Source organism: Corynebacterium gottingense, assembly GCF_003693265.1.
Lineage (GTDB): Bacteria > Actinomycetota > Actinomycetes > Mycobacteriales > Mycobacteriaceae > Corynebacterium > Corynebacterium gottingense.
In genome coordinates this window covers 1-1,255 of record NZ_RDRE01000145.1, presented here as the reverse complement: position 1 = coordinate 1,255, position 1,255 = coordinate 1, and the positions used below count along the sequence as shown (strand labels likewise).

The window sequence follows — 1,255 nt, the reverse complement described above, 5'->3', positions numbered from 1 at the left end:
TCCTCTCCCATTCCGTGAACGCCATGAAGTTCCACGGCAAGCGGCTTATCGACGACACCTTTGGCGACGGCCGCACCGCGCACCCCATCAACGCCCCTGAGCGCAACGGGTGGATCCACATGAAGGGCACCGGCAAGCTCAATATCGGCGAGGCGCTCACCTGGGGTGTGAACACCACGTTTTCCCGCTGGAAGTTCTGGATTCCGTGCGGGCTCGGGCTGCTGTTGGCCTTGTTGGTTGGCCTGATCCCGTTCGTCGGGGGGCTAGTCGTAGCCGCCTTGTACCCGCTCTGCATCTCCTTGGGGCTGAAGCAGACGCTGGTGTACAAGAACGAGACATCGGAGCAGGGCACATCGACCTTCTGGGTGACACTCGGCATGTATGTGCTGACCGGGATCATGTCGCTTGGCGCCCTCGCGCTGATCGTCGCCATTGCTGAGTTGCTGCGCCTGGCCACTGGCAATCCTGCGCCTCCTCTACCTGCGGGGTACCCGGTTGTGGAACCGGAGTTGACCCCCTTTGACTACGTCGCCTTCTTCTTGTTCTTGGCCACCCTGCCGTTCTTCTGTCTGCAGGTCTGGTACGCGGCGGACAACGGCGCCGATTTCGGCGGCTGCATCGTCAGGGGGTTTAAGGCGGCGCAGCGCAACTACCTGCCGTTGCTGGGGCTCATCGTTGTCTCGTTCCTCATCTTCGTCCTCGGCGGGGTAGCGGTGGGCGTCGGCCTCATCGTCGCGGTGCCCGTCATCATCCTCACCTGGGCGCATGCCTACCGGCAGATCTCGGGTGGCCCGGTGCCGTCGAAAAGCACGCTCTCTGTACGCTAACGGTGCGCTAGCGGAAACGGCTGAGGTCACGGATTGGTATCACCCCCAAACATTCCGCCCAATCGCTGCTAGTCTCAGGCGCATGAACACCCCGAATGGTGGGCAGAACCCGTACGCGGAGCACAGCACCCCGCCGCCGACACAGCCCGCGGGCAGGCTGCGCCTCCTGCCCGCCTACGCGTGGGCGGTGCGCGCCTGGGTAACCAACCTGATCATCTGGGGTCCGCTGAGCCTCATCTGCTTCATCGGGTTGTCAACGCGGTTTTGGCAGACGTTTACTGTCCTGGCGGTGCCGGTGTTGATTTCGCTCGCGATGCAGCAAACCACGGTGCGGCGCCTCAAGCTCGATGAGATCAGCCTGCCCGGCTTTGCCAACCTCCTGGTCCTCGCGTTCCTCTTCGGGCTCTTTGCCGGCGGCTTCGCCATCA

The 1,255-nt window shown here is 63.3% G+C and carries 1 protein-coding gene and 1 pseudogene; both read left to right on the top strand.

Going from position 1 to position 1,255, the window contains the following annotated elements; all coding sequences use genetic code 11:
• Nucleotides 1–827 (top strand): annotated as a pseudogene (locus tag EAW56_RS12325) (hypothetical protein); the annotation flags it as partial.
• 82 nt (nt 828–909) lie between these two features.
• A partial coding sequence (locus EAW56_RS12320; RefSeq protein WP_147453334.1) for a hypothetical protein occupies nt 910–1,255 on the top strand: 346 nt, incomplete at its 3' end.